Origin of the sequence: Streptomyces sp. NPDC020801 (assembly GCF_044334385.1) — a bacterium.
Taxonomy (GTDB): Bacteria; Actinomycetota; Actinomycetes; order Streptomycetales; family Streptomycetaceae; genus Streptomyces.
Genome location: NZ_JBIRST010000005.1, coordinates 311,011 through 337,110 on the forward strand (window position 1 = coordinate 311,011; position 26,100 = coordinate 337,110).

25 protein-coding genes and 1 pseudogene are annotated in these 26,100 nt (G+C 73.9%); 9 read left to right on the forward strand and 17 right to left on the reverse strand.

Features of this window, described 5'->3' with window-relative positions; all coding sequences use genetic code 11:
* Positions 1-12 precede the first annotated feature (12 nt).
* Positions 13-246, reverse strand: coding sequence for a hypothetical protein (locus ACH4UM_RS13390; protein ID WP_398177316.1), 234 nt, complete (start codon positions 244-246; stop codon positions 13-15).
* 69 nt (positions 247-315) lie between these two features.
* Between ACH4UM_RS13390 and ACH4UM_RS13395 the strand changes: the two genes are divergently transcribed.
* Positions 316-807 carry a hypothetical protein gene (locus ACH4UM_RS13395; RefSeq protein ID WP_398177318.1) on the forward strand — a complete coding sequence of 164 codons (492 nt, stop codon included), beginning with the start codon at positions 316-318 and terminating at the stop codon, positions 805-807.
* Between the two features lie 4 nt (positions 808-811).
* Here the strand turns inward: ACH4UM_RS13395 and ACH4UM_RS13400 are convergent, their stop codons facing one another.
* On the reverse strand, positions 812-1,027 hold the full coding sequence (locus tag ACH4UM_RS13400) for a dodecin (RefSeq protein WP_398177321.1): 216 nt from the start codon (positions 1,025-1,027) through the stop codon (positions 812-814).
* Positions 1,028-1,251: 224 nt separating this feature from the next.
* Here ACH4UM_RS13400 and ACH4UM_RS13405 point away from each other — a divergent pair, with 224 nt between their 5' ends.
* The gene (locus tag ACH4UM_RS13405; RefSeq protein WP_398177324.1) at positions 1,252-2,511 is read left to right on the forward strand and encodes an extracellular solute-binding protein; all 1,260 of its coding nucleotides are present in this window, start codon (positions 1,252-1,254) and stop codon (positions 2,509-2,511) included.
* Between the two features lie 43 nt (positions 2,512-2,554).
* Here ACH4UM_RS13405 and egtD read toward each other — a convergent pair whose 3' ends face one another.
* The 6 genes from egtD to ACH4UM_RS13435 all read right to left on the reverse strand — a co-directional run bounded on the left by egtD (position 2,555) and on the right by ACH4UM_RS13435 (position 8,598).
* Complete coding sequence (gene egtD, locus ACH4UM_RS13410; RefSeq protein WP_398177327.1) at positions 2,555-3,517, reverse strand: L-histidine N(alpha)-methyltransferase; 963 nt, start codon at positions 3,515-3,517, stop codon at positions 2,555-2,557.
* The gene (gene egtC, locus ACH4UM_RS13415; protein WP_398177330.1) at positions 3,514-4,305 is read right to left on the reverse strand and encodes an ergothioneine biosynthesis protein EgtC; all 792 of its coding nucleotides are present in this window, start codon (positions 4,303-4,305) and stop codon (positions 3,514-3,516) included. The genes egtD and egtC overlap by 4 nt, the downstream gene beginning before the upstream one ends.
* Complete coding sequence (gene egtB / locus ACH4UM_RS13420; protein ID WP_398177332.1) at positions 4,305-5,654, reverse strand: ergothioneine biosynthesis protein EgtB; 1,350 nt, start codon at positions 5,652-5,654, stop codon at positions 4,305-4,307. The genes egtC and egtB overlap by 1 nt, the downstream gene beginning before the upstream one ends.
* Positions 5,651-7,006 (reverse strand): ergothioneine biosynthesis glutamate--cysteine ligase EgtA, encoded by a 1,356-nt coding sequence (gene egtA, locus ACH4UM_RS13425; protein ID WP_398177335.1) that lies wholly within the window; start codon positions 7,004-7,006, stop codon positions 5,651-5,653. Before egtA ends, egtB begins: the two co-directional genes overlap by 4 nt.
* Before the next feature lie 666 nt (positions 7,007-7,672).
* On the reverse strand, positions 7,673-8,119 hold the full coding sequence (locus tag ACH4UM_RS13430; protein ID WP_398177338.1) for a type II toxin-antitoxin system PemK/MazF family toxin: 447 nt from the start codon (positions 8,117-8,119) through the stop codon (positions 7,673-7,675).
* A gap of 62 nt (positions 8,120-8,181) precedes the next feature.
* On the reverse strand, positions 8,182-8,598 hold the full coding sequence (locus ACH4UM_RS13435; RefSeq protein ID WP_398177341.1) for a cupin domain-containing protein: 417 nt from the start codon (positions 8,596-8,598) through the stop codon (positions 8,182-8,184).
* A gap of 924 nt (positions 8,599-9,522) precedes the next feature.
* Here ACH4UM_RS13435 and ACH4UM_RS13440 point away from each other — a divergent pair.
* Positions 9,523-9,951: a hypothetical protein gene (locus tag ACH4UM_RS13440; RefSeq protein ID WP_398177344.1), complete on the forward strand. Its 429-nt coding sequence runs from the start codon at positions 9,523-9,525 to the stop codon at positions 9,949-9,951.
* Between the two features lie 68 nt (positions 9,952-10,019).
* On the opposite strand, the gene ACH4UM_RS13445 is transcribed toward ACH4UM_RS13440, so the two are convergent.
* The 3 genes from ACH4UM_RS13445 to ACH4UM_RS13455 form a co-directional block, all read right to left on the reverse strand.
* A complete protein-coding gene (locus ACH4UM_RS13445; protein ID WP_398177347.1) occupies positions 10,020-11,516 on the reverse strand; it encodes an SPFH domain-containing protein in 1,497 nt (498 codons plus the stop codon).
* A gap of 133 nt (positions 11,517-11,649) precedes the next feature.
* Entirely contained in the window at positions 11,650-11,868 is a 219-nt protein-coding gene (locus tag ACH4UM_RS13450) for a hypothetical protein (RefSeq protein ID WP_398177349.1), read from the reverse strand.
* Between the two features lie 25 nt (positions 11,869-11,893).
* Entirely contained in the window at positions 11,894-13,318 is a 1,425-nt protein-coding gene (locus ACH4UM_RS13455; protein WP_398177352.1) for an amidase, read from the reverse strand.
* Positions 13,319-13,632: 314 nt separating this feature from the next.
* Here ACH4UM_RS13455 and ACH4UM_RS13460 point away from each other — a divergent pair, with 314 nt between their 5' ends.
* Positions 13,633-14,727 (forward strand): serine/threonine-protein kinase, encoded by a 1,095-nt coding sequence (locus tag ACH4UM_RS13460; protein WP_398177355.1) that lies wholly within the window; start codon positions 13,633-13,635, stop codon positions 14,725-14,727.
* On the opposite strand, the gene ACH4UM_RS13465 is transcribed toward ACH4UM_RS13460, so the two are convergent.
* Both ACH4UM_RS13465 and ACH4UM_RS13470 read right to left on the reverse strand, forming a co-directional pair.
* Positions 14,714-16,849, reverse strand: coding sequence for a SpoIIE family protein phosphatase (locus tag ACH4UM_RS13465; RefSeq protein ID WP_398177358.1), 2,136 nt, complete (start codon positions 16,847-16,849; stop codon positions 14,714-14,716). The genes ACH4UM_RS13460 and ACH4UM_RS13465 overlap by 14 nt on opposite strands.
* 365 nt (positions 16,850-17,214) lie before the next feature.
* On the reverse strand, positions 17,215-18,018 hold the full coding sequence (locus tag ACH4UM_RS13470) for a helix-turn-helix transcriptional regulator (RefSeq protein ID WP_398177361.1): 804 nt from the start codon (positions 18,016-18,018) through the stop codon (positions 17,215-17,217).
* Between the two features lie 126 nt (positions 18,019-18,144).
* On the opposite strand from ACH4UM_RS13470, the gene ACH4UM_RS13475 reads away from it, so the two are divergent.
* Complete coding sequence (locus tag ACH4UM_RS13475) at positions 18,145-18,711, forward strand: DUF2231 domain-containing protein (RefSeq protein WP_398177364.1); 567 nt, start codon at positions 18,145-18,147, stop codon at positions 18,709-18,711.
* 237 nt (positions 18,712-18,948) lie between these two features.
* Positions 18,949-19,401 (forward strand): hypothetical protein, encoded by a 453-nt coding sequence (locus tag ACH4UM_RS13480; protein ID WP_398177367.1) that lies wholly within the window; start codon positions 18,949-18,951, stop codon positions 19,399-19,401.
* Positions 19,402-19,429: 28 nt separating this feature from the next.
* On the opposite strand, the gene ACH4UM_RS13485 is transcribed toward ACH4UM_RS13480, so the two are convergent.
* Together ACH4UM_RS13485 and ACH4UM_RS13490 are read right to left on the reverse strand one after the other, a co-directional pair.
* Positions 19,430-20,404, reverse strand: coding sequence for an alpha/beta hydrolase (locus ACH4UM_RS13485; protein WP_398177369.1), 975 nt, complete (start codon positions 20,402-20,404; stop codon positions 19,430-19,432).
* Between the two features lie 262 nt (positions 20,405-20,666).
* A complete protein-coding gene (locus ACH4UM_RS13490) occupies positions 20,667-21,233 on the reverse strand; it encodes an NAD(P)H-dependent oxidoreductase (RefSeq protein WP_398177371.1) in 567 nt (188 codons plus the stop codon).
* Positions 21,234-21,335: 102 nt separating this feature from the next.
* On the opposite strand from ACH4UM_RS13490, the gene ACH4UM_RS13495 reads away from it, so the two are divergent.
* Positions 21,336-22,016 carry a TetR/AcrR family transcriptional regulator gene (locus tag ACH4UM_RS13495; protein WP_398177374.1) on the forward strand — a complete coding sequence of 227 codons (681 nt, stop codon included), beginning with the start codon at positions 21,336-21,338 and terminating at the stop codon, positions 22,014-22,016.
* A gap of 253 nt (positions 22,017-22,269) precedes the next feature.
* Here the strand turns inward: ACH4UM_RS13495 and ACH4UM_RS13500 are convergent.
* A pseudogene (locus ACH4UM_RS13500) lies at positions 22,270-22,575 on the reverse strand (TetR/AcrR family transcriptional regulator); the annotation flags it as partial.
* Between the two features lie 242 nt (positions 22,576-22,817).
* On the opposite strand from ACH4UM_RS13500, the gene ACH4UM_RS13505 reads away from it, so the two are divergent.
* Positions 22,818-23,852 carry a LacI family DNA-binding transcriptional regulator gene (locus ACH4UM_RS13505; protein ID WP_398177376.1) on the forward strand — a complete coding sequence of 345 codons (1,035 nt, stop codon included), beginning with the start codon at positions 22,818-22,820 and terminating at the stop codon, positions 23,850-23,852.
* A gap of 141 nt (positions 23,853-23,993) precedes the next feature.
* On the opposite strand, the gene trxA is transcribed toward ACH4UM_RS13505, so the two are convergent.
* Entirely contained in the window at positions 23,994-24,380 is a 387-nt protein-coding gene (trxA, locus tag ACH4UM_RS13510) for a thioredoxin (RefSeq protein ID WP_398177378.1), read from the reverse strand.
* 117 nt (positions 24,381-24,497) lie between these two features.
* Here trxA and ACH4UM_RS13515 point away from each other — a divergent pair, with 117 nt between their 5' ends.
* Positions 24,498-25,928, forward strand: coding sequence for a dihydrolipoyl dehydrogenase family protein (locus ACH4UM_RS13515; RefSeq protein ID WP_398177381.1), 1,431 nt, complete (start codon positions 24,498-24,500; stop codon positions 25,926-25,928).
* Positions 25,929-26,100 lie beyond the last annotated feature (172 nt).

The following is a 26,100-nucleotide window of genomic DNA, read 5'->3' on the forward strand; positions in this document are numbered from 1 at the left end:
AATTCCCCGCCGTCAGGGGGAGGCGCCGCCGGTCTCGGGGCCCCAGTACTCCGGGCCGCCGCCGCGCCAGTCGATGAGCGGGGAGACCGAGACCTCCACGGGGTCGACGTCGAGGCCGGCGCGGCGCAGGAACTCGGCGACGTCCGCGACGCTGTACGCCAGTCCCAGGATCTCGCCGTTCACACGGACGCGCCGGCCGCCCGTCGGGGAGGGCGGGTGCACGATCACGGGCAGTGGTCCGGACATGTACCCAGCATCGGGGGCAGATCCCGGGCGCGCATCCGGACGGGGCCCGGCCGCTCTACGCTGAGCGGCGTGACGGACGACAGCAAGCGGCCCCTCGCCGTGTTCGACCTGGACAACACCCTCGCCGACACGGCGCACCGGCAGCGGTTCCTGGAGCGCAGGCCCCGGGACTGGGACGCCTTCTTCGCGGCCGCGCCGAAGGACCCGCCGATCGCCGAGGGTGTGCGGCTCGCCCTGGACAGCGCGCGGGAGTGCGAGGTCGTCTACCTCACCGGGCGGCCCGAGCGCTGCCGCCGGGACACCCTCGATTGGCTCGTCGCCCAGGGGCTGCCCGACGGGCGGGTGTACATGCGGCGCGACCACGACCGCAGGCCCGCCCGCCGCACCAAGCTGGAGATCCTGCGCCGGCTCGCCCGGGACCGTGATATCCGCGTTCTGGTGGACGACGACGAGCTGGTGTGCGAGGACGCAGAACGGGCGGGTTTCCGTGCCGTCCGGGCTCGCTGGGCCGCACCGTCGGCCGACCTGAAGGACGCGCAGGAGCGCGAGGGGCGGACCTGAGCGGTCAGTCCGCGTCCTCGATCCGGAAGCCGACCTTCAGGCCCACCTGGAAGTGCTCGATCCGGCCGTTCTCGATCTGGCCCCTGACCTGCGTCACCTCGAACCAGTCCAGGTTGCGGACGGTCTGCGAGGCACGCGCGATGGCGTTGCGGATGGCCTGGTCGACGCCCTCGTGCGAGCTGCCGACGATCTCGGTGACCCGGTACGTGTGATCGGTCATGCGGGTATTCCTCTCCGTCCGTAACGGATGTGTCACGCGTCACTCCACCGTGCCGTATGCCGAGGCGGAGCGCGAGACGTACGGCCGGCGGGCCGGATGCCCCTTGACCGACGCATTGGTCCATACCAAACTCCGTACCGAACTCCGGCACACCCCGTACGAGCCTCGCTCGACCCCCCACGTCGGGAGCCCGCCCCTGTCCGCCAGACAGAACAGGACCCCCCGTGAGACGTCGCCTCCTCGCTCTCGTCCTCGCGTCCACCTTCCTGGCCGGCGCCTGCGGTGTGCTGCCCGGCAGCTCGGCCGGGCGGCACACCGTCACCGTGTGGCTGATGAAGGACAGCGCGTCGCAGGAGTTCCTGCGCCGCTTCACCGAGGACTTCGAACGCACCCACGGTGACCTGCGCCTCGACATCCGCATTCAGGAGTGGACCGGGATCGGCCGGAAGGTGCAGAGCGCGCTCGGCTCGGACGCCGCGGACGGCCCCGACGTCATCGAGGTCGGCAACACCCAGGTCGCGCAGTACGTCGAGGGCGGCCGGCTGACCAACCTCACGCTGGAGTCGATGCGGGACTGGGGCATGAAGGACTGGCTTCCGGGGCTGGCCGAGCCGGGGCTGGACAACTCCGCGCAGTACGGCATCCCCTGGTACGCGGCCAACCGGGTCGTCATCTACCGCAAGGACCTGTTCCACACGGCGGGCATCGCCTCCCCGCCCCGCACCCGGGCAGACTGGCTGGCCGACACCCTGAGGCTCAACTCGGGTGGCAACCAGGGCATTTACCTGGCCGGGCAGGACTGGTACACGCTGTCCGGATTCATCTGGGACGAGGGCGGCGACCTCGCGCGGCAGAACGACAGCCTCTGGAAGGGCACGCTGGACACCCCGGCCGCCCTGCGCGGCATGGACTTCTACCGGCGGCTGCAGGCCCTCGGCAGGGGCCCCGCCGGCGACGACGAGGAACACCCGCCGCAGGCGGGGGTGTTCGCCGCCGGCAAGGTCGCGCAGATCGTGGCCGTGCCCGGGCTCGCGCAGGCCATCGTGCAGCGGAACCCCGCCCTGAAGGGCGAACTGGGCTTCTTCCCGGTGCCGGGCACGACGGCCGCCCGGCCGGGCACCGTCTTCACCGGCGGCTCCGACCTCGTCGTCCCCGGGAACACCGATGACCGGGACGCCGCCGTCGCCGTGGTCGCGGCCCTCACCGGCGCCAAGTGGGACACCGAGCTGGCCCGCACCATGAACCACGTCCCCAACAAGACGACGCTCGCCGGGGCCGTGTCGGCCGAGGAGGGGGTCGCGGCCATGGCGGCGGGCGCCGCGCACGGCCGGGCGACCCCCAGCACGCCGCAGTGGGCGGCGGTGGAGGCCGGCAACCCGATCAAGGACTACATGACCAAGGTGCTCACCGGATCCGACCCGGTGACCGAGGCCCGTCGCGCCTCACGCCGGATCACCCGGGAACTGGCCCCGGACCCGGGGTGACGGGCGGCCCGCCGGTCCCAGGCCCGGGGCAGGGCCGCGTTCCTCAGCGCACCACGCTCAGCGACAGCGCGAAGCGGCCCGCGCCGTCGGTCCACCATCGCGCCAACTCCAGTCCGGCGGTCGCCAGTTCCCTGGCCACCCCCTCCTTGCGGAACTTCGCCGACACCTCCGTGCGCAGCTCCTCGCCCGCCGCGAAGTCGACGGCGAGATCGAGCGCGGGCACCTTCACGGTCTGGGCGGTGCGGGAGCGCAGCCGCATCTCGATCCACTCGTTGTCCGGGTCCCAGAGCGCCACATGGTCGAAGGCGTCCGGTTCGAAGTCGGCGCCCAGTTCGCGGTCGACCACGGCCAGTACGTTCTTGTTGAACGCGGCCGTCACCCCGGCCGCGTCGTCGTACGCACGGACCAGGACGGCCTCGTCCTTGACCAGGTCGGTGCCGAGCAGCAGGGCGTCGCCGGGGGAGAGGAGGGCGCGCGCCCCGGCCAGGAACTCCGCGCGCTCCCCGGGCAGCAGGTTGCCGATGGTGCCGCCGAGGAACGCCAGCAGCCGTGGCCCGGGCGTCTCGGGCAGCGTGAGACCGGCGGTGAAGTCGGCGATCAGCGCGTGCACGTTCAGCCCCGGCCGCTCGGCGACCAGTGCCTGCCCGGCCTGAGTGAGAGCGCTGTCGCTGACGTCCACGGGGACGTAGGTGTCCAGTTCCGTGAGCGCGTCGATCAGGTACCGCGTCTTCTCCGAGGAACCGGAGCCCAGTTCGACGAGCGTGCGTGCGGGCAGGGCGGCGGCGATCTCGCCGGCCCGGTCGGCGAGTATCTCGCGCTCGGCGCGTGTCGGGTAGTACTCGGGCAGTTCGGTGATCCGCTCGAACAGCTCGCTGCCGTGCGCGTCGTAGAACCACTTCGGCGGCAGCGTCTTGGGGTCGGTGGTCAGGCCGTGCTGGACGTCGGCGCGCAGGGCGGCCGCCATGGCGTCCTCGGGCAGGGTGCGGGTGACATGGAACGGACTCAACGGCGGGGCTCCTCGGATGGTGCGGATGCCAGGTCCTCGGTGAGGTCCTTGAGCGGGGTGAGCAGGACGTCCGTGCGGGTCGCCGCGAGCAGTGTGCGGTCGGGGACCTGCAGCCAGTGCGGGTCGTCGTCGTAGGGTTCGGACGCCACGACCGTGCGGCGGCCGGGCTCGGCGAGGTACCACATGGTGTCGCCCCAGGCGGTCGCGGTGATCGTCTCGCCGTCGGTGAGCAGCAGGTTGAGCCGGGAACCGGGGGCGGCCGCGGCGACCTCCAGCACGGTGTCGGCGAGCGCCTGGCCCGCTTCGTCGCCCGCGCGCAGCCGGGCCAGCACCAGCGCCCACACGAGCGCGGAGTCGGTGCGGGCCTCCAGGGACAGCAGGTCCAGCGGCGGCAGGGTGCGGGACACCGCGGCGAGCGAGCCCGGCCAGCCGGTCACGGCGCCGTTGTGGCTGAACAGCCGGCCGTCCGCGGCGAACGGCGCCGCCGCGGCCTCCGCGTCCGCGCCCGACAGGGTCGCGTCCCGCACCGCGGCGAGCAGCGCGGTGCTGCGCACGACCCTGGCCAGGTCGGCGAAGGACAGGTCCGCCCAGATGGGCCCGGCCCGGCGGTACCGGGCCGGCGCCGGGTCGCCCTCGGCGTACCAGCCGACGCCGAAGCCGTCGGCGTTGACCGTCCCGTACCGCTGCTGCCGGGGTGCCCACGACTGGCGGTACAGGCTGTGCGGCGGCTCCACGAGAAGCCGGCCGAGCGGCTCCGCGGGCCCCAGATAGGCCAGGTGACGGCACATCAGGAGCCCTCCGTGCCGGCCGTGCGGGCCGTGCGGAACCCGGAGAAGATCTGCCGCCGGATCGGGTAGTCCCAGTTGCGGAACGTGCCGCGGCAGGCGACCGGGTCCACGGCGAACGAACCGCCGCGCAGAACCTTGTACTCGGGCCCGAAGAACACCTCCGAGTACTCCTTGTACGGGAACGCGCCGAAGCCCGGGTAGGGGAGGAAGTCGCTCGCCGTCCACTCCCAGACGTCGCCGATCAACTGCCTTACGCCGAGCGGAGACTCGCCCGCGGGATAGCTGCCGGCCGGGGCCGGGCGCAGATGCCGCTGGCCGAGGTTGGCGTGTTCGGGGCCCGGATCGGCGTCGCCCCACGGGTAGCGCCGCGAGCGGTCGCCCGCGGGGTCGTGCCGGGCCGCCTTCTCCCACTCGGCCTCGGTGGGCAGCCTGCGCCCGGCCCAGCGGGCGTAGGCGTCGGCCTCGTACCAGCACACGTGCAGCACCGGCTCGTCGGGCGGTACGGCCTCGGTGACGCCGAACCGCCGCCTGAGCCACTGCCCGCCGTCGCGGCGCCAGAACAGCGGCGCGGTGATCTCGTGCCGCCGTATGTGGGCCCAGCCGTCCGGCGCCCACCAGCGGGGGTCGTCGTAGCCGCCGTCCTCGGCGAACGCCTGGTAGGCGGCGTTGGTCACCGGTGTGGTGTCGATCCAGAACGCCGGTACCTCGCGCACGTGCGCGGGCCGTTCGTTGTCCAGCGCCCATGGCTCGGTGGAGGTACCCATGGTGAACGGGCCGCCGGGTACCAGGACTTCGTCCGGGCCGGTGAACAGCGGCGCGGGCTCCGGGTCCGGCGCGGTCAGGGCCTGCGGGCCACTGCGGAGCTGATGGGTGATCAGCATGGTCTCGTCGTGCTGCTGTTCGTGCTGCGCGATCATTCCGAAGGCGAAGCCCGCCTCGGTCAGCCGGGTCCCGTGGAACGCCGTGGACTCCAGCAGGTCCATCACCCGGCCGCGCACCTCCGCCGCGTACCTGCGGGCCTCGTCGGGCGACAGCAGCGGCAGCGAGGGGCGTTCGGCGCGAGGGTGCTCGAAGGCGTCGTAGAGGCTGTCGATCTCGGGGCGCATCGCCTCCCGGCCGGCGACCGCCCGCAGCAGCCACAGCTCCTCCTGGTTGCCGATGTGCGCCAGGTCCCACACCAGCGGGGACATCAGCGGGGAGTGCTGGGCGGTGAGGTCGGGCTCCTCGACGCAGGTGGTCAGGAGCGTGGTGCGGTCCCGGGCCGTGGTGAGCGTGCTCAGCGCCCGCGCGCGCAGCGTCTCGGAGTCGTGGGCGGCCCCGGAGGCGGTCTCGAGTGCGGGGTCGGTCATGTGCGGACGTCCTTCCCGTGGGCGGTGGGGGTCTCCCCGGTCGGGTGAAGGCGCGACGGGGTGAGATCCGCACCGCGCAGTCGGTCGAGCAGGTCGTCGGCGGGGCATCGGCCCTTGCGGACGTAGCGGTCCTGGAACGCCCGTACGGCGTCCGTGACCTCGGTGGTGGCTCCGAGCCGGGGCAGGGCCTCCACCGCGGCGTCGAAGCAGGTGACGGCGGCCTCGTGCAGTTCGCGGTCGGCCAGCCCGGAGCGGGCCGCCTCGGCCCACAGCGGGTTGTGCGGCGCGGGCAGCGGCCCGGCCCGCTCGGCGAGCGGCTTCACGGCCCGGTACGCGGTCTCCGCCGCCTGTGGGTCGTCGAAGAGCGCCGCCGCCGTTGCCAGCGGAACGATCCAGCCGTCGTCGCCGGGCTGCGCGTCGATCATGCGCAGCTCCAGATGTCCCCGCGGTCTGACCGGCGGGAACAGGGTGGTGAGGTGGTACTCGAGGTCCTCCCTGGTGGCGGGCCTGGGCAGGCCGGTACGGGTCCACTCCCTGAAGGTCAGGCCCTCGGGTACGTCCCACGGACCGTCGTCGCTCCGTACGCACATCACGGGCGCGTCCAGGACGTGCCGGGCCCACGTGGTGCGCGGGTCGCCGCCGAGCGGGGGAGCGCCCGCCCGGCCCGGGCCGATCTTCGCCCACAGCAGCTGCCGGGTGGAGCGCCAGCCGGTGGGCCGTTGCCCGACCAGCGGGGAGTTGGCGAACGCGGCCACCAGGACCGCGCCCAGCTGGTGCGCGAGCCACCAGCGCCGCCCGTGGCCGAGCGGGCCGGGCTCCTCGTGACCGGCGTCCACGCACACCTGCACGGAGGCCGAGGTGCACATCATGTGCCGGCCGGCCGGGCCCCCGCGGTCCAGGCAGGTCTCCAGGGCGTCGTAACGGCGCTCGCGCAGGAACCGTCGGGGCAGGTGCCAGGGGTCGTGGCCGATGCCGACGAGACGCAGACCGTCCTCGGCCAGTACGGCGCGGACGGCGTCGAGGTCGGCGGAGACCGTGCCGATGCACTCCATGAGGGAGGCGGCGGGCGGCGAGCTCAACTCCAGCTGGCCGCCGGGCTCGACGGTGAGGGCCGAGCTCAGGGGCACGGTCCGCAGTGCGGCGTAGGCCGCCTGCAGGCGTTCGGGTGTTACGGGGAGCCGCGGTGTGCGCAGCTCGTGGACCAGCCACTCCACTTCGACACCGATCGCGCGGGGCGGTCCGGTCTTGAAGCAGATGCCGCTGACCAGGGCCTCGACCTCGGCTTCGGCTTCGGTGACCACGGTACGGGGCTCCGTACAGTGGCTCTCCGAAGCAGGATGTGCATCGGACATGTCGGGATCCTCCTGAAGATTCCACCATGCCACCGGCCCGGGAGTCGCTGAGCCGGGACGGAGTCATACCGTCCCACCCAAAACCCTGTGGCCGATTCGCACAAGGGCGCAGATCATGACAAGCCTGCTCCCAAATCTCCGTTCTCGCGATGTTTCCCGAGGCGTCACGGCCCTTCCGTGACGGTCCGGCGCCGGGAAACTCCGTTGCGTCGCAGGTCCAGGATCGCTCACGATGCCTTCATGGGCACGACGGGGGAAAAGCCCGGGCCGCGCTCATGGCGCGCACGGGGGTGGCGCCATGAGCGCGCGCCTGCGCGGTATCGCCCGGCAGAGTGAGCGCATCGGCCCGCACCGCCGGCTTTCTGGCCACCGCCGCGCCGAACGTCGTGGTGGTCCTGCGTGACGCGACCGGGCGGGCCGCCGAACCGGCGCGCGCTCTGGCGGTCCGCGCCCTTGGAGCGCGTGGTGTTCGGCGCGTGCTGGACCGCACGCCGGGGAATGTGGTCCGCGAGGTGCTCGTACGTGTGTTCGCCCAGGTGGTCCTGACCGGCCACTCCCGCCGGGCCGACGCGAACGGCCGGCCAGGACCTGGCGGCCGCCGCGCCGGTGAGCCGCGGGCCCGCCGGCCGCCCGCACAACCGCCCGTCCGGCGCGGCCGGGGGCTGTTCAGCTCCAGCCGTACCGCTCCCGCAGCCGGTGCACCACGAGGTTGAACCGCATCCGGTCCAGCGCGCACGCCTCGCGGCGCATGCCCTCCTCGTACAGTCGCAGCACCCGGTCCACGTCCACCCATGAGTCGCGCCCGGAACGGTCCCAGGGGCCGTTCCCGATCGGCACCCACTCGCGGTCGCCGTCGTGCGCCTTGCTGGACAACTGCACGGCGAGAAAAGTTCCGGCGGCCTCCCGGGCCACCACGAGGACCGGCCGGTCCTTGCCCCGCCCGTCGTTCTCCTCGAAGGGCACCCAGGTCCAGACGATCTCCCCGGGGTCGGGGTCGCCGTCGTGCGCGGGCGAGTACTCGGTGCGCACCCGGCCGACCCGGCGGGGGTCGGCCTCGGTGGTCGCGGTGGTGCCGTAGCGGCCGGGGGCGTTCTCATCGGTGAAGGCAGTCACGGGGGCACCTTAGATCGTGCCCCCGCCCGCACCGTCGGCGGGCGTACGGTGCTGAAACGCCGTCAGGAGACTTCGCCGCGCGACCGGATCCGCATCCCGGGCCGGCGTCGGTGGACGCTCAGGCAGGTGAGCCCGTCCTGGCCCGCGGTGATGCTGCGCGTGGAGCCCTGCGGCAGCCAGACCGTGGCGCCCTCGGTCAGCCGCCGGGGCTCGTCCTGCGCGCCCGCGCCGAGGATGCCGGTCCCGGAGACGACGAACAGCAGCACGTCCAGGTCCGGTTCGGTGTGCGGCGCGACGCGCCCGCCCGGGGCGACGCGGACGAGATTGGCGTCGAGCTGGCGTCCGGCCTCCTGGAGCTTCCACAGCACGCCCGCCGGTGGGGGCGGGGCCGCGGTCAGGGCCCGGGCGTCGCACAGCACGCGCGGTTCAGGCTGTGCGGGCGTGTCCGGCTCGCCGTCGCGCCCCGAGGGTGACGTCATGGTGTACCCGCTCTCCTTCGGCCCCGCTGCCTCGCCTAGAATTATTCCATGTTGCATTCATAGAAAATAACCGCAGGTGAGAGAGGGGCAGGCGGGCATGGTCACCACACGGGAGGGCCCTCGTCGACGCGAGGTGCCGCGCGTGCTGCGTGCCGCCGCCGGACCGCTGGACGTCGCGGAGACGGCCGGGCGGATCGGGATCCGCCCGGGCACCGTACGGTTCCATCCGGATGCCCTGGTGTCCGAGGGCCTGGTCGAGCGGCGGGTCGAGCGGCGGGCCGGGGGGCGGGCCGGGGGGCGGGCCGGGGGGCGGGCCGGGGGGCCGGCCGAGGGGCCGGCCGAGGGGGCCCCGGAGCCCGGACGTCCACGTTGCGTCCACGCCCCGAGGCCGGGCATGGACCGTGGCGGGGTCGGCCGCCACCGCCTGCCGGTGCGGATGCTGCTCGGCCGGCCTGCGTCCCTGGGCCCCGAGGCGCGGACGGCGGGCCACCGGGGCGGGCCGGGGGTGGGCCCGCTCCCTCGCCGACCTGCTTCCTCGCAGGCCCGCTGCCGCCCGGGTCTGTGCCGGCGGCCGAGCGGTCGGCGGCTCGTCCGGTCGCCTGCTGGACGACCTGGGCTTCGACCGGGCGCACGGGAAAGGCGGCGACGGCAGGCCGCCGGGGCGGATCCGGCTGCGGCCCCGCCCCTTCCCGGAACCGGCCGAGGAGAGCGGCCAGTCGGGGTGCCCCGTCCGTTCCGGGCTGATGCGGGGGTGCCGGCGGAACCGGGAGGCCCGCGCACCGTGACCGGCCTGGAACCGCTCGCAGCCCCCGACTCATGTCCGGCCCGACCGGCCTCCCGACCGGCCTCCCGACCGGCCGGGGCATCCGCCGCATGACCTGAACAGGCCGCGGCCCCGCGCCCCGCCAGAAAGGCAGCACATCGATGAACACCACGTCGGCCGCCACGTCGAGTGCGGTCACCTTCGTCTGGCTCGGAATGGTGCTGGCGATCTCCTTCCTGGAGGCGCCCCTGAAGTTCCGCGCCCCGGGCGTGACCGTCCCTGTCGGCCTGGGCATCGGCCGGCTCGTCTTCCGGGCGCTGAACCTGGTGGAGACCGCCCTGGCCGCCGTGCTGATCGTCGCGGTCGCCGCGGGCGGCGCCCCGACGCGGATCACCGCCCTGACCGCGGCGGTGGCCGTGCTGCTCCTGGCCCAGCTGGCCTTCGTCCGCCCCCGCCTCAACCGCAGGTCCGACCGTGTCCTGGCGGGCGAGGACCTGCCCCGCTCGCGCGGCCACCTGGCCTATGTGGCCCTGGAGATCGCCAAGGTCGCCGTCCTGATCGCCCTGGGGATCAGCCTGCTGACGGTGTGACCGACGGCCCGGAGGCCCTCCCCGCGGAGGGTCCCCGGGCCGCCATCCCGTGCGCGAGCCGCTTCCGGTCAGCCCTCGTCGGGCTCCACCTGCACCCGTTGCGCTGCGGGCGGCACGGTCCCGTTGAGCGACACCGGCACGCCGCTCGGGGCCTGGCCCTGCCCGTTGTGGTTCATCGACGCGAGCAGCTGACGGGCGAGCCCGAGGCCCGTACCGCCCATGGTGAGCGCCTTGGCGAACAACTCGGCCATGCCGTCGGCGCCGTTGAGCAGCACCATGTTGTCCACGTTGCCGAAGGCGGACGCGCCCGCCTTGACGATCTCCGGCCAGTTCTCCGCGAGTTGCTGGGCGACCACGGCCTCCTGGTTCTCGGCGAGGGCGGCCGCCCGTGCCTTGATCGCCTCCGCCTCCGCGAGGCCCTTGGCCTTCGCCGCCTCTGCGTCCGCCAGACCCTTCGCCTGCGCGGCCGCCGCCTCGGCCTCACCGGTGGCCCGGGTCGCCGACGCGGTGGCCGCGCCCCGGGTCTTGGTGGCCTCCGCCTCGGCGCCCGCGGCCGTCTTGACCCGGGTCGCCTCGGCCGCCGCCGCCAGCTCCGTCTCCTTCGCCTTGGCCTCGGCCGCCGAGATCCGCGCGTCGCGCTCGGCCTCGGCCAGGGTGCGCTTCTCGTAGGCCATGGCGTCCGCCGGTTTGCGCACGTCCGCCTGGAGCTGCTGCTCGCGCCGGTCGGCCTCCAGCTCGGCGACCCGGGTCTCCTGCACGACGACCTCCTGCCGGGCCGCCGCCTCGGCGAGCGGACCGGCCTGGCGCGCCTTCGCGGCCGCCTTGTCCCGCTCCGCCTGGTAACCGGCCTGCAGGATCTCGCTGTCCCGGGTGGCCTCGGCCATCCGCGCGAACGACTGCTGCTCGGCCTCGGTGGCGAGACGATTCGCCTCCGCCTGGGCGATGCGCGCGTCCCGCTGCACGGCGGCCGCGTGCGGCATCGCGAGGTTCTGGATGTAGCCGGTCGGGTCCTCGATCTCGTGGATCTGCAGCGAGTCGACGATCAGGCCGAGCTTCTCCATCTCCGTCCCGCAGGCCGCCCGGGTCTGCCCGGTGAGCTTCTCCCGGTCGCGGATCATGTCCTCCACCGTCAACCCGCCCACGATGGAGCGCAGATGACCGGCGAAGACGTTGTGCACCCGCTCCGACATCAGCTTCTGCTGGTCCAGGAAACGGCGGGCGGCGTTCGCTATGGACACGAAGTCGTCGCCCACCTTGAAGATGACCACGCCCCGCACCTTCAGCGGAATGCCCTGGTGGGTCACGCAGTCCACGTGCAGTTCGGTCTCGTTCAGGTCGAGCGAGAGCTTGCGCACCGCCTGCACCCCGGGCAGCACCAGGGTGCCGCGACCGGTCACGATGCGGAATCCCATGCCCTCCTCGAGGCCCTCGGTCCGGTGCTTGGAACCGGAGATGATCAGTGCCTCGTTCGGTTCCGCGACACGCCACATCATCTTGAACAGACCGATCAGAACGAGGACGGCGACGAGCGCCACCCCCGCAACGACGCCGACGATCATCGGCATACGCCCCCTTTGCATGGTGCCCTGTCGGCACCGAACGAAGGGAGTGTGCTCCTTGGCGGGCCCCTGCTGAAGACGCCGGCCGATCCTTGTTGCAATCTTGACGCCGACGGCTCTCACCTGCGGCGAGGCGGGCTCAACTGTCGTACGCGGCAGTGACGTAGACGGTCCGTGGCGCCAGGTACTCCACCACCATGACCACCGTGCCCCGCTCGATGCGGCCCGTGCCGTCGGCGGGGTAGGCCAGGAAGTGCTCGGCGCCGCCGCGCACGCGGACGATCACCTCACCGACGAGCCCGGGCCCCACCGTGCCGGTGACCCGCCCCATGAGCCCGACCATCGACGCATCGTCCATGGTCACAGGGTACGGGCGCCGGCGCTCAGGCGGCCGGGGAATCCGTGACGGCCGGCTGCGGCGGCCACCACCCGTGCCAGCCCAGCTCCGCCTCCAGCTGCGCGGCCAGCGACACCAGCAGCGCTTCGCTGTTCGCCGGGCCGAGCAGCTGGGCGCCGACCGGCAGACCGCCCGCGACGAAGCCCGCGGGCACGTTCACACCGGGCCAGCCCAGCACGTTCCACGGCCAGGCGTAGGGGCAGGCGGCGATCATCGCGCGGTCGGTGGCCCAGCCGCTCAGCCCGGCCATCGCGCCGATCCGGAGCGGGGGAGCGGCCGTTGTCGGTGCGAGGACCACGTCGTGGGAGTCGAAGAACGCGCCGATACGCCGGTGCAGCACCGCCTCGGCCCGGCGGGCCGCCCGCAGCGGCACCCCGCCGAGCAGGCGGCCCAGGCGGGCGGCGCCGTGGGTGCGCGTATCGAGCAGCGCGGGCTCCGGCGCCTCCCGTGCCCGCTCGGCGATCCCGGCGGTGGCGCGGGGCACGAAGGTCAGCCCGATCTGCCCGTACGGCGGATCGGCCTCCTCGACGAAGTGTCCCAACGCGCTGAGTTTCTCCGCGAGTTCCACGGTCCGGCGGCGTACTTCGGGGTCCAGGCGGGCGGGCACGGCGGTGAACGGCGGCTTCAGGGAGAGCGCGATGCGCAGCCGTCCGGGTTCGCGCCGCACGGCGGCGCGGAGGTCCAGGGGCGGCGGCTGGTGCGGGTCCTGCGGGTGGTTGCCGGCGGCCGCGTCCAGCAGCAGGGCGGCGTCGCCGACCGTACGGGCCAGGGTGCCGTTGACCGTGATGCCCTGGAAGGACTCGCCGTGCGGCCAGGTCGAGACGCGGCCGCGCTGCGGTTTGATGCCCACCAGATGGGTCCAGGCGGCCGGGATGCGCACCGAGCCGGCGCCGTCCGAGCCGAGCGCGGCCGGGACCAGGCCGGCCGCGACCGCGGACGCCGAACCGCCGGACGAGCCGCCCGGCGTGCGGTCGGTGTCCCACGGATTGCGGGTCGCGCCGAACGCCGGCCCCTCGGTGAAGGGCCACTGCCCCAGCTCGCAGGTGTTGGTCTTGCCGACGATCACGGCCCCCGCCGCGCGCAGCCGCCGTACCGCCTCGCCGTCCTCGGACACCACGGGGAACGCGCCCGGGCAGCCGAACGCCGTCGGCTCGCCGGCGACGTCCATGTCGTCCTTGACCGCCACCGGCACCCCCAGCAGCGGCAGCCGCGCCCCGGCGGCCAGTTGCCGGTCCGCGGCGTCGGCCTCGGCGAGCGCGGCCTCGGCGCGGACGATGCGGAAGGCGTTCAGGGAAGGCTGCGTCGCCTCGATCCGTGCGAGGGTCTCTTCGACCAGCGCGCGGGACGACACCTCCCCTCCGGCCAGTGCGCGGGCGGTCTCGGCCAGACCTGCGGCACGGTCGAGCGTCATGCGGGACACCTCCGGGAGCGCGTTGTCTACCGAACGGTAACGTCCGTGCGGCGGAAGGGGAACGACGCCTGCGCGACGGGCGTGCCCGCGTGCCCGCGCGCCCGCCTCGTCCCCAGGACCGCGGCCCGGGGCGTGTGGGCGCGTGGGCGCCCGTGACGAGGACATCGCGGTGCACGGGGCGGCGGCGGGCAAGCCGTGACGGACGGGCGGGCGCCGGATCCCCGACTAAAATGTCCGGTACGGGAAAGCGGCCGGGCCGTTCTCGACCCGCCCCGGCCCCCTTCCGCCGTGACGTGAGGTGACGGGGGTGCTCGATGGAGCCGTCGTCGGACGACGTGAGCCGGTACGACAACCGGCCCTCCGGTCTGACCGGCACGGAGATCGCGGGCTACCGGGTGGAGCGCGAGCTCGGCCGGGGCGGCATGGCCGTCGTCTACTGTGCGAAGGACCTGCGGCTGGACCGCACGGTCGCACTCAAGCTCCTGGCTCCCGGGCTTGCCCGCAACGACACCTTCCGCCGCCGGTTCACCCACGAGTCGCGGGTGGCCGCGGCCATCGAACACCCCCATATCGTCCCCATCTTCGAGGCCGGGGAGACGGAAGGCGTCCTGTACATCGCCATGCGCTACGTCTCCGGCCTCGACCTGCGCGCCCTCCTCGACCGGGACGGCCCGCTGCCCGTGGCGACCGCCCTGCGCATCGCCGGCCAGCTCGCCTCCGCGCTCGACGCGGCCCACGAGCACAACCTCGTCCACCGGGACGTCAAACCCGGCAACGTCCTGGTCGCCAAGGGCGTGGACAGCGACCACCCCGAGCACGTGTACCTGACCGACTTCGGGCTGACGAAGAAGTCGCTGTCGCTGACCGGGTTCACCACCGTCGGGGAGTTCGTGGGGACACTCGACTACGTGGCCCCGGAGCAGATCTCGGGCCGCCCGGTCGACGGCCGGTGCGACCTCTACAGCCTCGCCTGCGTCGTCCACGAGATGCTCACCGGTGCGCCGCCCTTCCAGCGGGACGAGGACATCGCCCTGCTGTGGGCGCACCAGTACGACCAGCCGCCCGCCCTGACCGAGAAACGGCCGGACATCGCGCCGGCCGCCGACGAGGTCATGGCCAAGGCTCTGGCGAAGGTCCCCGAGGACCGTTACGACTCCTGCCTCGAGTTCGTGGCGGCCCTGCGCGCCGCCACGGGCGACCCCTCGGGACGCGGTCGCCGACCGACGCAGGTGGACGCCCGCGCGAGCATCCTCCCGGAGGGCCGAGCCCTCGGTCTCCCGGCGGATCCTGCCTCCGGTCTCCCGGCGGAACCGGCACTCGGCGAGCCGCCGGATCCCCCGTCGTGGGCCCTGCCCGTGCTCAAGGGGCGTGCGGCTGGTTCCGGGGCGCACCCGGTCAGGGCGTGGTGAGGGACTGTTCGGCCCAGACCGTCTTGCCGATCCGGTCGTGCCGGGTGCCCCAGCGCTGGGCCAGCTGCGCGACCAGCAGCAGCCCCCGTCCCCCTTCGTCGAAGGTCCGCGCCCGGCGCATGTGCGGGGTGGTGCTGCTGGAGTCGAAGACCTCGCAGATCAGGGTGCTGTCCTGGTGGATCATCCGCAGCTGGATGGGCGGCCGGCCGTAGCGGAGGGCGTTGGTGACCAGTTCGCTCACCATCAGCTCGGTGATGAAGCCGGCGTCGTCCAGGCCCCAGGTGGTCAGCTGTCGGGCGGCGTGGTGGCGGGCGTCGCCGACCACGGTGGGCTCGAAGGCCAGGTCCCAGGCGGCGACCCGGTCGGCGTGCAGGGCCCGGGTGCGGGCCACGAGCAGGGCCACGTCGTCGTCGGGGCGATGAGACAGCAGGGCCGTGAGCACCCGGTCGCAGACCGCGTCCAGGTTGGTGGCGGGGCGGGCGAGCGCGGCGAACATCTTGTCCAGCGCCACGTCGATGTCGTGTTCGCGGGCTTCGAGCAGTCCGTCGGTGTACAGGGCGAGAACACTGCCCTCGGGCAGCTCGGTCTCGACCGCCTCGAAGGGCAGACCGCCCAGGCCCAGGGGCGGACCGGCGGGGACGTCCAGGAAGCGCACGGCGCCGTCCGGTGTCACCACGGCGGGCGGCGGGTGGCCGGCCCGGGCCAGGGTGCAGCGGCGGGAGACCGGGTCGTAGACCGCGTACAGGCAGGTGGTGCCGATGCCGCCTGCGGTCTCCGCGGCCGGGTCCGTCCCGCCGCCCTCCTCGACCGACAGATGCAGGACCAGATCGTCCAGGTGGGTGAGGAGTTCGTCGGCCGGCAGGTCGACGTCCGCCAGGGTGCGCACCGCCGTACGCACCCGGCCCATGGTGGCGGAGGCGCGGATGCCGTGGCCGACCACGTCGCCCACGACGAGGGCCACTCGCGCCCCCGACAGCGGGATCACGTCGAACCAGTCGCCGCCCACGCCGGCCTGGCTGCCGGCCGGCAGATAACGCGAGGCGATGTCGAGCGCCGTCTGGTCGGGCAGGGTCTGCGGGAGCAGACTGCGCTGCAGGGCCATGGTCGTGGTGCGCGCCCGGGTGTGCCGGCGGGCGTTGTGGATGCTGACGGCCGCCCTGGCCGCGAGCTCCTCGGCCACCAGCACGTCCTGCGCGCCGAACGGCTCGCGGTGCTGCCCGCGCCCGAAGAGGACCACGCCGAGCGTGCTGTCGTGGGCCAGCAGTGGCACCGCCATCAGCGAATGGATTCCGTGCTCGCGCAGCCACGCTGCCCCCGGGTCGCGCTCCAGCCACCGTCCGAACGACGGTTCGGCCGCCTCGTACCGGGCGGGGCGGCCCGTGGCCAGGCACTCCGCCGGGGGCGACGCCGCCGGATACGCCGTCGTCCCGCCCACGGCGTCCGCGGACTCGGGGCTGCCCGCCACGACCGACCGCAGCGCGGCGCGGCGCAGGACGACCGGCTCCGTCGCCGCGATGGGAGCCTCCTGCGCGGACCGGGGGAAGTCGAGCAGATCGACCACCGTGACGTCGGCGAGCGGGGGGACCGTGACGTCGCCGAGTTCCTGCACGGTCCGCCCGAGGTCGAGGGTGGTGCCGATGCGTGCGGCGGCGTCCTTCGGCACCAGCGCCGGCTGCGGGGCGGGGGAGCCGAAGCCCGGGAGGTCCTGCGGCGCGGTCAGGCACACGGCGCGCACCCGGCCGTCCGGGTCCTTGAGAGGAGTCAGGGAGGCGGACCGGACCGCGCCCGCGGCGGGCGGCGCGACCTCCGCCTCCTGCGGTTCACCGGTCCGGAGCACCGCCAGCATCCTCCGGACGGTTTCCTCGCCGCCCGGACCCGGTGCGATGTCGGCCAGCCGCAGCCCGCGCAGCTCGTCCTGAGTGCGGGAGAAGGCGCGTTCCATGGCCGCGTTGGCCCGCGCCACACGCAGGTCCGTGTCGAAGATCGCCAGAATGCAGGGGGACTGGCGGAACGCCCACTCCTCCAGCGCGGCCGTGCCCGTGGGCAGCGATTCGGGCGGGGCCTCGCGCGCGGTCTCGGGCTGGGCCGGGCGCTCGTCGGGAGTGGTGGGGAGTCGCTCCATCGCCGCTCATCTCGCCGTTGCTCGTTCGTCGTTCCCGCTGTCGCTGCGTGGACCTGTACGGCCGGGCCCTACTGACAAGCATCTTCCCGACGAGCACGGAGCACCAATTGCGGAGCGTTCAGCGGGCTGTGGTCCGCGCCCGGCGAGGCCGACATCTCGCAGGCCGGCGCGGAACCGGGTCCGGCCGCGCACGTGAAGGTGTCCGAGCAGCGGGAGGCACGGGTGCGTACGGCCCCGGCGGCTCGCTCAGGATCACCGCGCGACCGCGGCCGGTAGCGCCGCGTGCTCCAGGGACAGGGCCGTCGCGCGCCATTGCCACAGGGCCGATGCGCGCTCCGGTGACCAGTGCCGCCGCACCCCGCAGGTCACGAGGAGGCGTCGCGGGCGCAGGCGGCGTCCCCGTCTCCGGCCGCCTTCCCGCTTCCCGTCTCTCCCCCTCCGATCCCTCCGCTCTCCCTGCCCTCCCTGCCCTCCCGGTTCCGCGCGGACCCGGAGCGCAGTTCGACGCAGCAGACGCCCGGGTGCGGCGCCAGTACGGCGGTGGTCTCACGGTCGCCCGAGCCGGCGAGGTAGCCGCACAGGAAGGCGTGGTTCATCGCGCAGACCAGCTCCGGCGCCTGGGCGGCGACCGGGTGGAAGGGGCAGTTGTGCAGGACCGTACGGCCGCGTCCCTCGGCGGCGGGCTCGAAGCCGAGTGCCTCCAGGAAGGCGGTCGTGCCGCCCGGGTGCGCCTGGCCGCCCAGCGCCTCACCCCGCTCGCGGGCCACCCGGAGCGAGGCGTCGCGCGCGCTCTCGTGCGGCCGCTCGGTCGTCACCGCCTCGGTCAGCAGGGAGGCCAGCAACTCCTGCCGGCGCGGGGGCAGGCTGACCGCCACAGTGTGCGGACCGGGCTCGTACACCTTCGGCGCCCGGCCCACCCGGCGCGGCCCGTGGCCGCCGTGCCGGGCCTGAAGCAGCCCCGAGGCCACGAGCTTGTCCAGGTGGAACGCCGCCAGCTTGCGGGAGATCCCGATGGCCGCGGCCGCCTCCTCGCGGGTCACCGGCCGGCGCGCACGCCGTACGAACTCCAGCAGGCCGCGCCGTGACTCGTCGCCGAGGACGGCGAGCGCGGCCATCGCGTCGGCGCCGGACGGCGAGGCCGGTATGGGTGCGGTCGGGTCGGACGTCACCCGCTCACCGTAACGCCGACCCGCCGGCGTGAGCGGGGCGGTGACGGAGCACTTGACCTCAGCGACGAATAAGACCAACAATCGTTGGTGAAATAGCTCACGGGCAGCGCAGGGGCGAGGTGCCGGATGGCGTCGAACAGCGATCTCAGCGACCGCGGCAGTGATGTTCACAGCGGCCTGCGTCAGGCGAAGCAGCCGGTCAGCGCCGCGCTGGCCGGGCCGTACGGACATCCGTTCCATCCGATCCTCGTCACCGTGCCGATCGGGGCCTGGGTGGCAGGCCTGGTCTTCGACATCGCCTCCCGGATCGTGGCGCGGCCCGGCTTCCTGGCCCATGGATCGGCCTGGCTGAGCGCCATAGGGGTGCTGGGCGCACTGGCCGCCGCCTGCGTCGGCTCCCTCGACCTGTTCGCCATCCCCACCGGCACCCCGGCCTTCCGTACGGGCTTGGTGCACATGGGGCTGAACCTGATCGTCACCGCCGCGTACGCGGCCGGTTTCGCCTGGCGGCAGGGCGGCGGCTACCCCGAGGGGCGGGGAGTCGGCTACGGGCAGCTGGCGCTCTCCGCCGCCTCGCTCGCCGTTCTCGGCCTGTCCGGGTACCTCGGCGGCAAGCTCGCCTACCGCTACGGCGTGCGCGTCGCCGAGGAGTCCGTCCAGGCCGAGGGCTTCCGCACCCGGCCGGCGCCCTGATCGACCCGACCACGAGTACCGCGCCGCGCGGCAATGCACCGCATCGCACCGCACGGGCGCCGCACAACACCGCAACACCGCATGGCACAACACCGCATGGCACAACACCGCACGGCACAACACGGCATCGCACAACACCACATCGCACGGCACCACATCGCACGGCACCGCGCACCGCGCCGTACTGCATCGCATCGCATCGCACCGCACCCCGCACCGGCATCCCTGGAGACCGACATGGACATCGCCGCTCTCATCGCCTGGGTGGTCACCGCCCTCGGCGGATTCTTCCTGCTCGCCCGGTGGATCGCCGGTGGGGGCCTGCGCGGACAGCGGGCCGGGGCGGCCCGCTTCCCGGCACCGCTCGTCTTCGGCCACTTCCTGCTCGCGGCCGCCGGACTGATCGTCTGGATCGTCTACCTTGCCGCCGACCGGGGAGCCCTGGCCTGGACGGCCTTCGGGATCCTCGTCGCCGTCGCCCTGCTCGGCTTCACCCTGTTCGCCCGCTGGCTCCCGGTGTACCGCACGGCTCCCGCCCCGCCGGCTCCGGCCGCAGCGGCGGGCCCCGGGGGCGACGCGACGCCGCCCGAACGCCATCTGCCACCCACCGTGGTCGCCGCCCACGGCCTGCTCGGCGCCGCGACGCTGGTGCTGGTGCTGCTGGCCGCGCTGGGAGTCGGCGGAAGCTGACGGCCGGGTGCGGCCACGGGCGGTCGCCTCACCGCGCCAGCAGCCTGCGCAGCCAGTCCAGATGAGCCGCCCGGGCCGACCGCGACAGCGCCGCCTGCGGGGCGAAACCGTCGAAGCCGTGGAAGCCGCCGGGCCAGACGTGGAGTTCGGCGACGCCGCCGGCCTGCCAGATGCGGGATGCGTAGGCGACGACCTCGTCGCGGAAGGTCTCCGCGGAGCCGACGTCCAGGAAGGCCGGAGGCAGTCCGGAGAGATCCTCGGCGCGCGCGGGCGCGGCGTACGGCGAGACGCCGGGCCCGCCGCGGCGGTCGCCGAGCAGTGCCGTCCACGCGGTCTCGTTGGCCGTACGGTCCCAGGTGCCGACGCCCGCCATCTGGCGGGCGGACGGGGTGTCGTTGCGGTCGTCGAGCATCGGGCACATCAGCATCTGGCCGATCGGCCGCGGGCCCCCGCGGTCGCGCAGGAGCAGCGCGAGCGCGGCGGTCAGGCCGCCGCCCGCACTGGCGCCCGCGATGACGATCCGGTCGGGGTCGCCGCCGAGTTCCTTGGCGTGCTCCGCCGTCCACAGCAGCCCCGCGTAGACGTCCTCGACGGGCGCGGGGTGCGGATGCTCCGGGGCCAGCCGGTACTCCACCGACACCACGACCGCCTCCAGCTCCTTCGCCCAGGCCAGGACCACGTCCACCCCGACCCGGTTGGTGCCCAGGACCAGGCCCCCGCCGTGCACGTGGTAGAAGACGGGCCGCGGGATGCCGTCCGCCGGCACGGTGGGACGGCAGATCAGCAGGGAGACGCCGGGCGCGCCCCGGGGCCCGGGCACGGTCCGGTCCTCCACCTCGAAGGCGCCGCCCACCGTCAGGTCCAGCGCGGCCAGCAGCTCGATGGCAGGGCCCTGCCGCGCGGCCTCGACGTCCTCCAGGGTGAGGCCCGGCTGCAGTACGTCCCCGGTCGCGTCCAGGGCGGCGGCGAGCTCGGGGTCGAACGGGGGCGGAACCTGCGTCATGGCGTCTCCTCGCGGGCTGTCGGGGCGGCTCGTACGGCCACGGGGGCGGGTACCCGCCCGGGGCGCGGACGCCGCCGTACGGCGCAGGTTGTCCGCCGGGTTCGCCTGCACGGGCGTGCCGGCGAGACCGGTGACGACCCCGGCGCCCTGCCGCGGGACATCGAGACGGGTGGGGCGGAGGGGCCGGTGGGCGGGTACGGCGGAGGGGCCGGAGCCAACGAAGGCTCCGGCCCCTTGCGGCCGTCGGTGCGAGGCGGTGTGATCAGGCGGCGGCCACGGTCTCGCCGGCGTGGCCGTGCAGACGGGCGACCACCTCGGTCAGCTGGGTGGCGACCTCGGCGTCGTCGACCGGGTGCGTCTCGGCGAAGCGGGTCAGGGAGCCCGGGATGGACAGCTTGATGTCCTCGATCACCTTGCCGCCGGCGATGCCCACGGCCTTGCGGGTGTCGTCCTGCGCCCACACACCGCCGTACTGGCCGAAGGCGGTGCCCACGACGGCGACCGGCTTGCCGCCGAAGGCGCCGGCGCCGTACGGGCGGGACAGCCAGTCGATGGCGTTCTTCAGGACGGCCGGGATGGTGCCGTTGTACTCGGGGGAGAAGAGCAGGAAGGCGTCGGCGGCCTGCGCGGCCGCACGCAGCCGGGCGGCGGCGGCCGGCGTGCCGCCCTCGACGTCGATGTCCTCGTTGTAGAACGGGACGTCGGCCAGGCCGTCGAACAGCTCCACCTCGGCGCCCTCAGGGGCCAGCTTCACCGCCGCCTCGGCCAGCTGACGGTTGTGCGAACCGGCGCGAAGGCTGCCGACGAGCGCGAGAATGCGAACAGACATGGGGGACTCCAAGGGGGGTGAAAACACTGCCTCAACGATCCGGACCGAGGTCCGGTTAATTTTCTACCAGGCTAACCGGACCGCGGTCCAGTTTTGTTCCCCATGCTTTACGCTGTCTTCATGTCCAGCGCGCTGCCGCCCTTCCCCAAGCCTCAGGAGCCCGTGGAGAAGCCGGTGCTGATCGAGTTCGGCACCGGTGAGGACGGGCCGTGCCTGCGGGCCGACGCGGCGCGCAACCGCGCCCGCCTGCTGGACGCGGCCGCGCGCCTGGTGGCCGAGCACGGCGCGGCCGGGGTCACGATGGAGGCGGTGGCCGCGGCGGCCCAGGTGGGCAAGGGCACGGTGTTCCGCCGCTTCGGCGACCGCACCGGCCTGCTGACGGCACTGCTGGACCACTCCGAGAAGAAGTTCCAGGCCGCGTTCCTCAGCGGCCCGGCCCCGCTGGGCCCCGGCGCGCCGCCCGTGGAGCGGCTCAGGGCCTTCGGCTGCGCCGCCCTGCGCCGCGCCGCCGACGACCTGGAACTGCAGCTGGCGGCCGAGCCCTGCCCGGACCGCCGCTTCGTCGTGCCGGCCCGCCGGGTCCGGTACGGCCATGTGGTGATGCTGCTGCGGCAGGCGGTTCCGGACGCGGACGGCGAACTCCTCGGGCAGATGCTGCTGGGGTACCTGGAACCCGCCCTCATCTTTCACCTGACCCGGCAGTGCCGGATGCCCATGGAGCGGCTGCAGGCCGGCTGGTACGACCTGGTCGCGCGCCTGACTCGTACCGAGCCGCCGGCCTGAGCCTGCCGGTGGGACCGCCGAGCGTGCCGGTGGGACCGGCTCAGTGGTGGGCGGCGAACATGTCCAGCAGGCCCTGCGGTGCGTCCTCGCGGAACAGCAGGGCCGCACCCCGCGCCGACTCCGCCGCGGCGGCCGCGCAAAGCGGGAACAGTGCGTCCTCAGGACACGGGCGAGCGTGAGACCGCCGAGTCCGGCGCCGATCACGGCCATGGGGTGGTGGGGCATGGTCATGGGGACCCTCCTCGGGTCGGTCGGGATGGATCGGCCGTGCGTGTTCCCCGGGACGGCGGGCCGCCTCACTCGGGAACGGCCGCACGGTGTACGCCGTGAGTACCCGCTCCAGCCGCTCGCGCCAGGTGCCCTCCGCGGGGGCCGGACCGATCGTGCCGAGCAGCTCGTCCAGCACGGCCGCGTGCAGCTCGGCGGTGTTGCGCACATACACGTTGAGGGAGGCCGGGCCGGTGTCGAGCTCCTGGGCCGGACGCCGCGTGGTCACCTTCTCCAGGCCCTCGGCGCGCAGCACCGCTACGGCGGTGGCGACGATGCCCTCCCTGGTCAGGGCGGACTTGGCCGGGCGCTCACGGTGACTGCGCGGGGCGGTGGGGCGTGCTGTCGTGCGTCCGAGCCTGACAAGAACATGTTCGCTCCGAACAGGTTCGTTACGAACCTGTTCGTCAATGCGAGTGCGGAGCAGCGCGAAGCCGGACGGCCGGGGCAGCCGGACGGCCGTACCCCGTGGCTTGTCCGGTTGCTTCCCCGCCCCGGCCTCCCTACCCGCCGTCTGCCAAGATGCGGTACGTCATGGTGCAGATACCGAAACCCGCCGGGCGCTCGTCACCCGCCCCGCGTTCCGTGCCCACCAGCGCCGACGTGGCCCGCCTGGCCGGCGTCTCGCGCGCGACCGTCTCCTACGTCCTGAACAACACCAGCGCCGTACGGATCAGTGAGCCCACGCGCCGCCGGGTGCGCGCGGCCGCCGAGGAACTGGGGTACGTACCGCATGCGGCCGCGCGCAGTCTGCGCGCAGGGCACAGCCGGATGGTCCTCATGCCCGCCCCGGCCGTCCCGGTGGGCCCGCTCTACGGCCAGTTCGTCAACGAACTCCAGTGGGCGCTCAGCCGCCTCGACTACACGGTCGTGCAGCACGGCACCGTCGGCCTGCACGGCGACGAGGCCGCCCGCGCCTGGGCCGAACTGCGTCCCGTCGCCGTCCTGGTGCCCGGCTCCGGTCTCGGGCCCGAGGGGGTCGCGGTGCTCAAGCGCTCCGGCGCCCGTGCCGTGGTCACTCTCGGCCCGCAGTCCGTCGACGGTGCCCACGCCCTGCTCATGGACCACGAGAGCGTCGGCCACCGCGCCGGCGCCCACCTGTACGCCCGCGGCCGGCGCCGCATCGGAGTGGTAGTGCCGAAGGAGGGTGGCCTCGACGTGTTCTCCGGGCCGCGCCTCGCCGGCGTACGGCGCGCCCTGCAGGGCACCGAGGGCACCGTGACCGAACTGCCCCTCGGCTACACCGAGCAGTCGGCGGCCCGCCTCGCCGCCCGCTGGCGCGGCCTCGGCCTGGACGCGGTGTTCGCCTACAACGACGAGTACGCGATGCTGCTGATGCGCGCCCTGCAGGACGAGGGCGTTCGCGTCCCCGGGGAGACGGCCGTGATCGGCGCCGACGACCTGATGCTGGGCCGGCTGCTGCGGCCCCGGCTGAGCACCGTGCACATCGAACTGCCCGCCGGCCGCGACCTCGCCGAACTCGTCGACCGCGCCGTACGCGACCCCGGCGCCGAGCCCGAGCGGCACACGGTGCTCGGTGCCACGGTGGTGCATCGCGAGTCCAGCTGAGAACGCGACAGGGCCCCTTCCCGTTCGGGGGAGGGGCCCTGTGGGTCGGTACGCCCGGTCGGACGGCTCGTGTGCGCGGCGGGAGCAACAGGCGGGGCAGACGGATGGCGGATGGCGGGGCTGCCGGGGCGAGTCCCTGCCCTACTGGCCGTTCTGCTCCACCTGCGCCTGCTGCTCGGCGACCGCCTTGCGGACCTCGTCCATGTCCAGCTTGCGGGCCTGCCCGATCACGTCCGCGAGGGCGGCCTCGGGCAGCGCGCCGGGCTGTGCGAACACCGCGACCTGGTCACGGACGATCATCAGGGTCGGAATGGACTGGATCCCAAAGGCCGAGGCCAGCTCCGGCTGCGCCTCGGTGTCCACCTTGCCGAACACCAGATCGGGGTTGTCCTCGGCCGCCTTCTCGTACACCGGGGCGAACTGACGGCACGGCCCGCACCACGAGGCCCAGAAGTCGATGAGAACGAACTCGTTCTCGGTGACCGTCTGGTCGAAGTTCTCCTTGGTGAGCTCCACGGTGCTGCTCATGGCGTATTCCCTCTTCCTGGTGTGGGCGAAGCCGTCGGCACAACACGGCCGACCTTATGGGTATTCCGCGCACGTACCCGTGTGGCCACGGCGCACACCACCCACCAGACTGACCCCATGACGGAAACGGAAACCATCGCGTACGACGTCGTGGTGCTCGGTGCCGGACCCGTGGGGGAGAACGTGGCCGACCGCACCCGCGCGGCCGGACTGTCCACCGCGGTCGTGGAGAGCGAGCTGGTCGGCGGCGAGTGTTCGTACTGGGCCTGCATGCCGAGCAAGGCCCTGCTGCGCCCGGTCATCGCCCGCGCCGACGCCCGCCGCCTGCCCGGTCTGAGCCAGTCCGTGCAGGGTTCCCTGGACGCCGCCGCGGTTCTGGCCCGCCGGGACGAGTACACCTCCCACTGGCACGACGACGGCCAGGTGCGCTGGCTGGACAGCATCGGCGCCGACCTCTACCGCGGGCACGGCCGCCTGGCGGGTCCGCGCACGGTCACGGTCACCGGCCCGGACGGGGCGATCAGGACGCTGACCGCCCGGCATGCCGTCGCCGTGTGCACCGGCACCCGTGCCCGGCTGCCCGACCTGCCCGATCTCGCCGCGGTCCGGCCGTGGACCAGCCGCGAGGCCACCAGCGCCAAACAGGTGCCCGGCCGGCTGATCGTGGTCGGCGGCGGTGTGGTGGCCACCGAGATGGCCACCGTCTTCCAGGCCCTCGGCTCGCAGGTCACCGTCCTGGTTCGCGGCAAGGGGCTGTTGTCCCGTATGGAGCCCTTCGCCGGCGAACTGGTCGCCGACGCCCTCACCGAGGCCGGCGCCGACATCCGCACCGGTACCTCCGTGGAGTCCGTGACCCGCGAGAACGGCACCGTCGTGGCCGTCACCGGCACCGGCGACCGTATCGAGGCGGACGAAATCCTCTTCGCCACCGGCCGTGCCCCGCGCACCGACGACATCGGTCTGGAGTCCGTCGGCCTGGAGCCGGGCTCCTGGCTGCCGGTCGACGACACCCTGCGGGTGGAGGGCAGCAGCTGGCTGTACGCGTGCGGCGACGTCAACCACCGCGCCCTGCTCACCCACCAGGGCAAGTACCAGGCCCGGATCGCGGGCGACGTCATCGGCGCCCGCGCCGCGGGCGTCCCCCTGCTGGAGACGGACCTGTGGGGCGCGCACGCCGCCACCGCCGACCACCACGCCGTCCCCCAGGTCGTCTTCACCGATCCGGAGGCCGCCGCCGTGGGCCTGTCGCTGGCGGAGGCCGAACAGGCCGGCCACCGCGTACGCGCCGTCGACGTGGACCTCACCTCGGTCGCCGGGGCGGGTCTGTACGGCGAGGACTACCGCGGCCGCGCCCGGATGGTCGTCGACCTCGACGAGGAGATCCTGCGCGGTGTCACCTTCGTCGGCCCCGGTGTCGGCGAGCTGATCCACTCGGCGTCGGTCGCCATCGCCGGACAGGTCCCGGTCAGCCGCCTGTGGCACGCGGTCCCGTCCTACCCGACCATCAGCGAGGTGTGGCTGCGCCTGCTGGAGGCGTACCGCGGCTGACCGCTCGCCGCCTGCCGCCCACTGGGGCCGTCGGCCGCGGACTGTCGACAGCGACTGTCGGCCGCTACCGCCTGTCGGCCGCCGGCCGCCGTCCGTGGCACACGGGCGCCCGCGCCGGGACGCCCCACGGCGGGCCCCCGGAGTCCGAACCGCTCCGGGTGCTCCAGGCCTG

Coding starts and splice junctions, on each gene's coding strand:
- ACH4UM_RS13390 (WP_398177316.1), bottom strand. CDS start 246: ATGTCCGGACCACTGCCCGTGATCGTGCACCCGCCCTCCCCGACGGGC.
- ACH4UM_RS13400 (WP_398177321.1), bottom strand. CDS start 1,027: ATGACCGATCACACGTACCGGGTCACCGAGATCGTCGGCAGCTCGCAC.
- egtC (WP_398177330.1), bottom strand. CDS start 4,305: ATGTGCCGTCACCTGGCCTATCTGGGGCCCGCGGAGCCGCTCGGCCGG.
- egtB (WP_398177332.1), bottom strand. CDS start 5,654: ATGACCGACCCCGCACTCGAGACCGCCTCCGGGGCCGCCCACGACTCC.
- egtA (WP_398177335.1), bottom strand. CDS start 7,006: ATGTCCGATGCACATCCTGCTTCGGAGAGCCACTGTACGGAGCCCCGT.
- ACH4UM_RS13435 (WP_398177341.1), bottom strand. CDS start 8,598: ATGACGTCACCCTCGGGGCGCGACGGCGAGCCGGACACGCCCGCACAG.
- ACH4UM_RS13440 (WP_398177344.1), top strand. CDS start 9,523: ATGAACACCACGTCGGCCGCCACGTCGAGTGCGGTCACCTTCGTCTGG.
- ACH4UM_RS13445 (WP_398177347.1), bottom strand. CDS start 11,516: ATGCCGATGATCGTCGGCGTCGTTGCGGGGGTGGCGCTCGTCGCCGTC.
- ACH4UM_RS13450 (WP_398177349.1), bottom strand. CDS start 11,868: ATGGACGATGCGTCGATGGTCGGGCTCATGGGGCGGGTCACCGGCACG.
- ACH4UM_RS13455 (WP_398177352.1), bottom strand. CDS start 13,318: ATGACGCTCGACCGTGCCGCAGGTCTGGCCGAGACCGCCCGCGCACTG.
- ACH4UM_RS13460 (WP_398177355.1), top strand. CDS start 13,633: ATGGAGCCGTCGTCGGACGACGTGAGCCGGTACGACAACCGGCCCTCC.
- ACH4UM_RS13465 (WP_398177358.1), bottom strand. CDS start 16,849: ATGGAGCGACTCCCCACCACTCCCGACGAGCGCCCGGCCCAGCCCGAG.
- ACH4UM_RS13475 (WP_398177364.1), top strand. CDS start 18,145: ATGGCGTCGAACAGCGATCTCAGCGACCGCGGCAGTGATGTTCACAGC.
- ACH4UM_RS13480 (WP_398177367.1), top strand. CDS start 18,949: ATGGACATCGCCGCTCTCATCGCCTGGGTGGTCACCGCCCTCGGCGGA.
- ACH4UM_RS13485 (WP_398177369.1), bottom strand. CDS start 20,404: ATGACGCAGGTTCCGCCCCCGTTCGACCCCGAGCTCGCCGCCGCCCTG.
- ACH4UM_RS13490 (WP_398177371.1), bottom strand. CDS start 21,233: ATGTCTGTTCGCATTCTCGCGCTCGTCGGCAGCCTTCGCGCCGGTTCG.
- ACH4UM_RS13495 (WP_398177374.1), top strand. CDS start 21,336: ATGCTTTACGCTGTCTTCATGTCCAGCGCGCTGCCGCCCTTCCCCAAG.
- ACH4UM_RS13505 (WP_398177376.1), top strand. CDS start 22,818: ATGGTGCAGATACCGAAACCCGCCGGGCGCTCGTCACCCGCCCCGCGT.
- trxA (WP_398177378.1), bottom strand. CDS start 24,380: ATGAGCAGCACCGTGGAGCTCACCAAGGAGAACTTCGACCAGACGGTC.
- ACH4UM_RS13515 (WP_398177381.1), top strand. CDS start 24,498: ATGACGGAAACGGAAACCATCGCGTACGACGTCGTGGTGCTCGGTGCC.